Here is a 9,537-nt window from a genome sequence, read left to right as displayed (position 1 = left end):
TTTTTAAAGTATTATCTGTGTGAAGCAGCATTATCTCTTGTAAGATGCGACAAAGAATACAGCGACTTCTATCACCTCAAGTACAAAGAGGTGAACAGATACCAACACAAACGTGCACTCGCATTAACTGCTCGTAAACTTGTGCGATTAGTCTTTCGACTGCTGAAAGACAATCGTCTATATCGTCCAGCATAGTAGTATCACCTACTTGCTGATGAGTACGCCCTGCTCATTTAAAAATATGGTCGACAGGGCTTAGGTGGTCGTTTTTTCTTTTCGTGAAAAATGTCAAAAAATAAAAGATTTTTTATTTTTCTTTACTTGACATCACACCGCTGGACTTAAAATTAATTAAAAATCATTATAGCACGCTCAATATAATTGGTCACTATTTTAGTTATTGCTATTCCCAATTATTGTACCAAACATCCTGGCACAATTTTTTAAGGTATTCCTTGGAAAAATCAGGATCCTGATGTACTATTTCATTTCTCGATGCAAGCTCATCTGTATACTCATTTAACGGATATACGGTAACTCTTTCATGGCCGCTTTCTACATGACATACAAGTGCTCTTATTCCGTAATCCTTGATGATTGCTTCTCCTTCTTTCTTTTCAATTGTTACTTTAGCCATTCCACCAAGCATTCGATTGGCGACTCCACTTCCCTTACCGGATGTCCAATTAACAAAATTGCCAAGGGAATAATATATCAGCATATCGCCATTTCCATGATTATTGGTATTGCCTTCAATACCATCTTCCATAAACATTACAGGCTCTATTACATGCGGATGGGCTCCAATTACAAGATCAGCACCTTTTTCTCGAAAAAATTCGCTCCATTTCTCTTGATAAGCATCAATTTCAAGATTATACTCAGTCCCCCAATGAGGACACACAATTGTGAAATCTGCGTTTTCTTCTGCATATTCCAGATCTTTTGCAACTTTTTCCTCATCAAGCATATCAACCGCATATGGCATATCAGATGGCTGCTGAATGCCATTTGTTCCGTATGTATAATTTAATAAAGCAATTTTAATACCATTTTTTTCAATGATATTGACGTTTTTATACTCATTCTCGTCTTTATTTATTCCAAGTACGGTAATTTCCGGATATTCACTGTCCCAATACTCACAAGTATTAAGTATACCTCGTTTACCTTTATCCAGCGCATGATTTGTAGCATGACAGATTACGTCAAAGCCTGCTTCAACCAATGAGTCTGCTATTTCAACAGGTGCATTAAAAGAAGGATATCCTGAAATACCAAGCTCTTCACCGCCAATTATGACTTCCTGATTAGCAATTGCTATATCTGCGTTACTGATTTCTTCCTTCAAATTAGCAAAAACAAAGTCAAAATCATATTTTCCATCCTCATCTCTGGCTGCGTCCTCTACAGGCATATGCAATAGAATGTCTCCTACCATAATCACATCAACAACTTCACTGTCATCTTCATCAGGTACTGTATTGTCGTTTGTAATAGAAGGCGCTTCCTCCTTCTCCTTTACTGGCTGATCCGGCGGATTATCATTCTTTATTACAACTTCTTTCTTCGGAGAGGACTCTAAATCATTCTTTTGTTCTGATTTATTTACATCCTGCCTGCTCGTACATCCCGCAAGCATTAGCAGCATGCATAGACTATAAATTACATAATTTCTTTTTTTCATATCATGTATAATACATCAAAACCATATGATATTATATCTTTTTTATTGTTTTTACCAATTGTAAAAAAAAAATAATAATGTAGAATATAAAAACAGAAGTTTATAAAGGAGCGATTAATCATGAATTTTAACCCTAAGGCTATTATGGAGCTACAGCAAAGATTTAATACATTCAGACTGGATCACCCTCGTGTATTTCCCTTTTTCCAGGCTGTAAAAGAAAGCTCGATGGAGGTAGGAACCATAATCGACATGAAAGTTACCACTCCTGACGGTGTTGAGAAGCAGTGTAATATTAGAATAACTCAGAATGATATTGAAACATTTAAGACATTAATGTCAATGAATGGTGTTTCACAATAAAACATATTAAATGTGCCCTCTTTACTGGTTTTTAGGTAAAGAGGGCATGTTTTTATGCATCATAATTACTTGATCATTTTTCATATGTAAGTAGTGCTTCAAGACTGCCGGAAAGGGAGTAATCACCGCTTCCTGACGGAAGAAAGAAACTGTCACCCTTAGAGTATGTCATTTCTTCCCCATCATTCTTTATAGTTCCTTGTCCCTCAAGGATCAAAATATGGAGGAATGATTCTTCTCCAACGGTTCCTTTGATTGTATCTGTAATATTCCCGGTAAGGTTAACCTTATCTACTGTAAAATATTTACATTCTCCAATATGTGGTTCAGGTCGGCTAACCTTCTTAACAGCTGATAAATCGGTTACATCCAGAGCCTTATCAACATGCAGCTCTCTCAAATTACCGTCCTTATCTCTTCTTCCATAGTCATAAACTCTGTAAGTTACGTTTGAGTTTTGCTGTATTTCTGCCAACAATATTCCGGCCCCTATAGCATGAAGAGTACCTGACTCTATAAATATAATATCACCCTTTTTAACAGGATAAGCATTCAGTACTTCAGTCAGTGTTTCATCTTCAATTCTTCTGGCAAACTCCTCTTTCGTAACATCTCTTTTAAATCCATAATATAAAAATGCATCTTCTTCTGCATCAATGATGTACCACATTTCTGTTTTACCATATTGATTTTCATGAATTCTTGCATAATCATCTGATGGATGCACCTGTATGGATAAATCTTTTTTAGCATCAATCAATTTAATGAGCACCGGAAAATCTTCAAATTTCTGGCAATTCGTACCTAAAACCATATTCCCCTTATCAGATATATAGTCCGTTATTTTTTTTCCGGAATATTCTCCATTTTCAATAATAGATTCACTACCGGGAAAGCAGGATAACTCCCAGCTTTCAGCAGTAACTGCTCCAATTGCCTTTTTACCAAATTCTTTTACCAGTCTGTCGCCTCCCCACAGATAGTCTTTGACAGGCGCAACCAGCTTCAATAATGCCATTTCCTTTTTCCTCCACTAAATACTTATTTTCTATAGATATTACATCAAAGTGCCCTAATATACCAATAAAATTATTAAATACTCCCTACTTATGATATACTGTCGATGAATATAAATATTAAGAAGGCATGATAAATTGAAAAAAGCAGGTAATATTATCAAACGAAGCATAGTCGTCATCATTTCCATCTTAATTGTTTTGGCTATAGCTTTTAAAATATATACAACTCAATATTATCGGGCAGATATCGGTATTATTGATAATATCGAAAATCTTCTTTCCGGTAGTGTACACTCCTATTCTGATAAAAATGGTACTGTGTTTATTCCCGAAAACAAGGATATAAAAGCAGTAATAGTTTTTTATCCAGGAGGCAAAGTTGAATATTCTTCTTATAACGGTCTGATGTACGAGCTTGCTGCCAGGGGTTTTATATGTCTACTCCCCAAAATGCCTGAGAATCTGGCTCTTCTGAGAATAGATGCAGTTAATAGACTCACATCCGGGTATCAGGACTATATTTCAGAAACTTCTGATCTTGACTGGTATCTTGCCGGTCACTCATTGGGTGGTGTCGCAGCATGTGCATATATAAAAAACACTTTGGCTGAAGATAAAAACAAATCTGATGATCAGACCAATGCTCCTCAACCGGATTATCGCGGTATTATCCTGTGTGCATCTTATCCAACTGCAGATTTATCCAATACAGAGCTTAGGCTGTTATCACTATATGGATCAAATGATAAAGTTTTGGATATGAGTAAATATAATGAAAGTAAGAAAAATTGGCCATCTGATTCTGAAGAACACATAATCGATGGCGGTATTCACTCTTACTTTGGCAGTTACGGCATACAAAATAAGGACGGATCTCCGGAAATTTCGAATTATGAACAAATAATCCAGACAGCTGATATTATAGCTGACTGGATTACCAGATAATTACTATCAAATTGTCATTCAGACAAGACACTATCATATTGATACTACTAATTATCTTAAGATTCTGTTATGCCCATAAAGGCAACGATTAAAGCAATGCTTATGATGATTCCGCCAATAATGTCTGTGAACCAGTGAACTCCGCAAACCAATCTGCCAACTACAGTAACTGCCATTATCATAATACATATAAATCTGATAATTTCAGCAATTCTTTTATCCTTGATATATTTTCCAAGAGCAAGAATTGTACTGGCCATAACAACACAAATGAGCATTGTATGTGAAGAAGGAAAAGATGCTTCGGGCTCAGTTGCGTCCGGCATTATAATTGGTCTGTAATTAATGATGACTTTTTCAAAAATTGCATAAATGGCTATGACGATTACATATAATCCGCCTAACTGCAGAATTATTGTATCAACTTCACTGATTTTCTTACGCTTAACTAATTGAACTAATCCAAGAAGAGCAAAAGCAGCACACACCATAAGAGCCAGAATTCCAAGAACTTCTGTTATTTTATACCAAATGATGTTTATTCCAAACAGATCATGAACTGTGCTGTTCAAATGCGAGAATCCTATGGATGTCCCCATTGGGCCAATCTGTGCTACATCATATGTCTTAATCAAAAAAATCCAGACAAAAAATAACACGGCAAATAATCCTGAAACAATAAAATATCTTTTTTTCATACTTTAATTAATCACTCCCATTAGAATTTTAATGTACGATTGTACAATTTTTCCCTTTATTCTTAGCTTCATAAAGTGCTGCGTCAGCTCGTTTAAAAGCAGAGTCTACACTGTCTGTCCTTTGATACTCTGTAATACCCGTGCTGATTGTAATTTTATCAATGTCCTCAAATCTTGAACAGGCAATTTTAGACCTGATTAAATCAACATATCTCAATGCTTCCTTAATTTCAATATTAGAAAGCATAAACAGGAATTCTTCGCCTCCCCAGCGTCCACAAATTCCACCATTTATAACTTCAATTTCTTCTCGCAAAACAGCCGCAACCTGTTTTAAGACATTATCGCCACAGGCATGCCCATAAGTATCATTGACATTTTTGAAATCATCAATATCGATAATTCCCATTATTACATTTATTTTGTATTTAGCAGAATACTCAAGCTTACTTTTTACCACCCTCTGAAGCATTCTTCTATTATACAATCCGGTAAGAATATCCGTATCTGCCATTTCACGAAGCTCATCATTTGCAGCTCTAAGCTCTGCTGATGTTACATTTATAAAGTTTGCCAGCCTTCTGACCATAGAAAGCTGCCCATGCATTTTCTGTTCTTCCGGAATTTCTATCTCTTTATCTCCTATTCCGGTCGGTTGCGCAAGAGCTTGTCCGCCTTCACGCATAGCAATTGCAATAAGGGTAACATGATGTTCGATTATATAGTCACCCATTCTCATTATTTCCCCACTGGAATAAAAACCACTAACAGGAGCGATTAAACTAAATGGTCCAGTCTCCTTGTTTATAAGATATTTCCAATAAAGCCTTCTTACTCCACATGAATATAAGAAAATAGCCTGCGGAGCAAAGCTTCGTACATTCCAGATTAAATCTTCAACATCAGCTTTAATTACATCAGGATCTCCATATGACAAGCTAACCACTGTCCCCTGCTTGACATCTCCTGCCAGTATAATCGAATCATCCTTGGTGTCACATGAAAAAGGAAGACGTAGTACCTCATACCCATGCTGCTTTGATATCAACGGGAATTCAAGCATATTGGCGAAGAAATCATCATCAGCCTGTATATCAAGATATTTACTATAGATTTTTCCTGCAGGAACATTATCAAGCTCATATAATCTTTTATCTTCAATCTTTGTAACTACCAATTCCTTCCCAAGAGACTTCCAACCTATTGCATGATGTATGTCAACATGAATATCGTCTCCGGAATATGTAATCAGTATAACGCCTGAGTGACTAATCTTTCTCTCACTGATTACGCTTGTTCTTGTCTCTTCAATATTAGCCCCTGCACTGCCGCCACCAAAAATTTTAACATTTCTTTTGCATTTCTCTACTTCAGATAAAACCTTTGTACTATTAATGGTTTTTAATGTTAAAAGTATTTCTGCTGCTTTGATTTTATCTGTTTCATTTATCGTATTGCAAATGCTTAGCCCTATCTGCTCCTCTTCGCCTGAAGCACATTCATAAAAATAAACACTAATATCAGTACTCTCAAATATTGAAACAGACATAACCAGACCATATTCAGCCAGATGTCCATCACAAATATCACCGTTGGAACTTGTCCCGGCGACTTTTGCATCAGAATACATTTCTAGTATCTCTTCCTGAACTTTTGCAATCTCATCTTTTGTAAATTTTATGGTATAAAGATGAAACAAAAGAGACTTATATGGATTTTTATTAGTATACACGTATACTTCGTTTAAAGCATCATGAACATCTGATATAGCTGTAAGTTCGTAGTTTAACTGTTTCAATATCCTATTCCTCTTAATGAATCAAAAAGCATCAAATTATATTATATTCCAAAAGGAGCAGGACCGAAATAGCTCTTTTTTAGTTCAGTTCCTTTTTTTATTAAAACAAGTTTTTCTAATATAAATTCCGGATCCGAAGCATATATATAAATGCAATTATCTCCTTTATTCAAATTAATATCCAAATTAACTGTCCTTCCACCGGTTAAAACCCCTTGAGCCCAGTCTTCATCCTGCCATTCGGTGTAATATTTGTCCGAAACAGAGCTTACTTCGACTGGCTCAGATTTATCTGTTCTGATGAAAAATTTGATCTGTCCGCCTCTATTGCAGGGATTTCTTGTAAGCAGGTATAAAATAAGTGTGTGTTGGCCTTCTTCCATTACAGATACATTATATTTTAAATATGGTGCTCTATCCGGACTTGTAAATCTTTTTCCAAAAGGCAATACCCTTAAAGCAGAGTTTTCCCTTCCAAGATAATTTATTACCTCAAAACTACTATCTTCCATTTCATTCTTTTCTGCAAAGTCCTTTGCACTTATACATATAAAGCCATTTCTTTCACTAAATTCTTTAGAATCCGTAGCTTTAGCGAATTTACCTGTTGCACTAATCTCCAGATCTACGTATGTTGTCTGTCCATTCTCAAAAGATATATCCACTCTTGCATTTGCCTTTTCTATGCCTTCTATCAGATTTCTATCAATACTGATTTTAATAGTTTTGCGCCCTGTATCAGTTACATCAACTCTTCCCTCTTTAGAGCTGAAAATAAGCCATTTTAGATCGCATGTTATTTTATAATTAAAGCTTGTATCTCCCTTACTGTCTATATCAAGCAATATTTCAGAACAGTCAGAATTTAATAATTCATCATTTACTAGAGCTGCCATATCCTGCCAATATGCACCCAAATGAACCCGTTTACTTCCTCTAAAGCTTACAGCTGCCTTGGCTGCTGAGATAGGTGAAACAGTATATACAACAGGATATGACCAGTCTCTGTCATCCCAGGTTTTGAATCCAGTATGCGCTGAACTTAAGCAATGGTTCCATTTTTTATTATTAAAGTTGTGAAATTCCTTTACATATATCTTATCTGCTTCAATCCTTCGCTTTATATCTTCTGCCAGAGTATTGGCGTATATATAACCCCTTTTAGCATATTCATGATTTATTGCTGTTTCACACCAGGCAATCACAAGATTAAGTGATGCCGCAGCCGGATAATAAATCATGCTCTTATATGCCAGCAAGGCTTCATCCCTCAATTCATCCTTTAATTCGTCAGCCAGTTGCAATATTTTAGCGGCACTTTCCATCACCCTGTCACATTCCCTGTAGTTTATGGGATGATAAATATTCTCATTCATCGTCTCCGGAGTTCTGGCAGCATTCCACTTTGTATAACCTTCAATGACCTTGAAAATTTTCTCTCTTTGTTCATCGGTAGTATAATTACCAAATTGCTTTTCTATCCAAAGTTTTAAGAACAAATCCGTTTTATTCGGTGCCTTTGCTCCCCATTTCTCATAGTCATAGGCGAGCTCCATGAAATAGCTAAGAGGATATTCCATCTCTTTCAAATCACCTACATTTACAATCCACATTTTTCTTACACCGGATTCGTACGCAAATGACATTTGTTCCCAAGTCTTAGTGAGCCTGTTACAATTTGTCCACTCGTAACTGATTGGTGCACCGTGATAGTCAAAATGGTAATACATTCCATATCCACCCGGATGATCACGCTCCTCATCTGTCGGAAGATTTCTGAGATTGCCATGATTATCATCACTTAACAAAAAAATAACATCTGAAAGTTCATCCCAATCCTTAAGTCCTTCACAGGTAGAATCCCCGTAGTAATAATCCTCTACCTCTTTATATATAGCGAGCATCCTGGGAGAATTATCAGTACCACCTTCCATATACTTATCAATTATCTGATTCTGTACTTTGATAACTCTTTTAAGAACATCTATATTATCCTTAAGTGTTGAATCTTCTGGAAGAAGCTTAGAATCAGCCTCTCCTCTCATACCAATCGTTATTATATTTTCAAAATCTTTATTCCTGTTTAATCCATCTTCCCAAAATTTTGTTATTGCTTTTTCATTCGAAATAAAACTCCAGGTAGAATCATTACCATATTCCCTATATTTATTTTGCCATTCAATGCCGGCCCGGCATAAGGGTTCATGATGTGAAGTACCCATGATTACACCGAGTTTATCCGCTAAAACTGCATTGGAAAGATCCGGACCATCCTCTGAAAATGATGAATTCCACATAGCCGGCCACATATAGTTTCCTTTAAGCCTGAGCAGAAGCTCAAATATTTTCCGATACGCTTGGGAGTTAATTCCTCCAAACTGCTCAGTTGCCCAGTTTCCAAACGCAGGCCACTCATCATTTATAAAAAAGCCTCTATACTCCACTGAAGGCTCTTTTGAAATATAAACTCCATCAAGTTTGATAACAGGATTGGTATCCTTTTTTGGCTTAACGTCGCCAAAGTAGATTAGCGGGGATACTCCCAGAAGTTCCGTAAAATGGAACATTCCATATATTGTTCCTCGTTTATCGCTTCCTGCAATAACCAGGGCTTTTTCAATAGCAGCATATTTTCCATCAAAGGGTTTATCTACAATCTGAAGCATGAATACTTCACGCTTTTTTTCAATGTCTTTCAGAGAAAGCTTACCTGATTGTTCCAAATCTGAAAGAATTCTGCTTCTGCCGATAGTCGCTATTATAACTACACTTTTTCCTTCACAATTTTCAAGATCAGATATAATAGCAGGCATTATATCCGTAACTTCGACTATATCCTTGCTAATGGTATCTCCAATAAGTTTAACTCCCTCAAAACTACTATCTTCTATCAAAATATTTACATTACTATTATCTGCTATCAGACTAAACTCATTCATCATTTTTCCTCCAAAACTACTGACTTAGAACTTATTTTATAATAAGAATATTCCTTATTCTCTCTACATATTGCTCTATTATGGTTAT

At 36.0% G+C, this 9,537-nt stretch carries 7 protein-coding genes and 1 pseudogene; 3 read left to right on the top strand and 5 right to left on the bottom strand.

The window, feature by feature from the left end:
- Window positions 1-195, top strand: a pseudogene (locus tag T501_RS22125) (IS110 family transposase); the annotation flags it as partial.
- Between the two features lie 208 nt (window positions 196-403).
- Here the strand turns inward: T501_RS22125 and T501_RS09615 are convergent.
- Window positions 404-1,687, bottom strand: a complete 1,284-nt coding sequence (locus T501_RS09615) for a CapA family protein (protein WP_044914534.1) — start codon at window positions 1,685-1,687, stop codon at window positions 404-406.
- Between the two features lie 120 nt (window positions 1,688-1,807).
- On the opposite strand from T501_RS09615, the gene T501_RS09610 reads away from it, so the two are divergent.
- On the top strand, window positions 1,808-2,050 hold the full coding sequence (locus T501_RS09610; protein WP_049945943.1) for a hypothetical protein: 243 nt from the start codon (window positions 1,808-1,810) through the stop codon (window positions 2,048-2,050).
- Window positions 2,051-2,123: 73 nt separating this feature from the next.
- On the opposite strand, the gene manA is transcribed toward T501_RS09610, so the two are convergent.
- Complete coding sequence (gene manA, locus T501_RS09605; protein ID WP_044914532.1) at window positions 2,124-3,068, bottom strand: mannose-6-phosphate isomerase, class I; 945 nt, start codon at window positions 3,066-3,068, stop codon at window positions 2,124-2,126.
- Between the two features lie 136 nt (window positions 3,069-3,204).
- Here manA and T501_RS09600 point away from each other — a divergent pair, with 136 nt between their 5' ends.
- A complete protein-coding gene (locus T501_RS09600) occupies window positions 3,205-4,014 on the top strand; it encodes an alpha/beta hydrolase (protein ID WP_044914531.1) in 810 nt (269 codons plus the stop codon).
- 56 nt (window positions 4,015-4,070) lie between these two features.
- Here the strand turns inward: T501_RS09600 and T501_RS09595 are convergent, their stop codons facing one another.
- Genes T501_RS09595 through T501_RS09585 form a run of 3 tightly spaced genes read right to left on the bottom strand, consistent with a single transcriptional unit; the run spans window position 4,071 to window position 9,452 of the window.
- Entirely contained in the window at window positions 4,071-4,712 is a 642-nt protein-coding gene (locus T501_RS09595; RefSeq protein WP_026511836.1) for a phosphatase PAP2 family protein, read from the bottom strand.
- Between the two features lie 28 nt (window positions 4,713-4,740).
- On the bottom strand, window positions 4,741-6,510 hold the full coding sequence (locus tag T501_RS09590; RefSeq protein WP_044914529.1) for a sensor domain-containing diguanylate cyclase: 1,770 nt from the start codon (window positions 6,508-6,510) through the stop codon (window positions 4,741-4,743).
- Window positions 6,511-6,551: 41 nt separating this feature from the next.
- On the bottom strand, window positions 6,552-9,452 hold the full coding sequence (locus T501_RS09585) for a glycosyl hydrolase 115 family protein (protein WP_044914527.1): 2,901 nt from the start codon (window positions 9,450-9,452) through the stop codon (window positions 6,552-6,554).
- Window positions 9,453-9,537: the final 85 nt, after the last annotated feature.

It is taken from the genome of Butyrivibrio sp. WCE2006, assembly GCF_000701985.1.
GTDB lineage: Bacteria > Bacillota > Clostridia > Lachnospirales > Lachnospiraceae > Butyrivibrio.
This window is presented reverse-complemented; position numbering and strand designations above follow the sequence as displayed.

Excerpts from the sequence above, each read along its gene's own strand:
- T501_RS09615 (WP_044914534.1), bottom strand. The coding sequence starts at position 1,687 with ATGAAAAAAAGAAATTATGTAATTTATAGTCTATGCATGCTGCTAATG.
- T501_RS09610 (WP_049945943.1), top strand. The coding sequence starts at position 1,808 with ATGAATTTTAACCCTAAGGCTATTATGGAGCTACAGCAAAGATTTAAT.
- manA (WP_044914532.1), bottom strand. The coding sequence starts at position 3,068 with ATGGCATTATTGAAGCTGGTTGCGCCTGTCAAAGACTATCTGTGGGGA.
- T501_RS09595 (WP_026511836.1), bottom strand. The coding sequence starts at position 4,712 with ATGAAAAAAAGATATTTTATTGTTTCAGGATTATTTGCCGTGTTATTT.
- T501_RS09585 (WP_044914527.1), bottom strand. The coding sequence starts at position 9,452 with ATGATGAATGAGTTTAGTCTGATAGCAGATAATAGTAATGTAAATATT.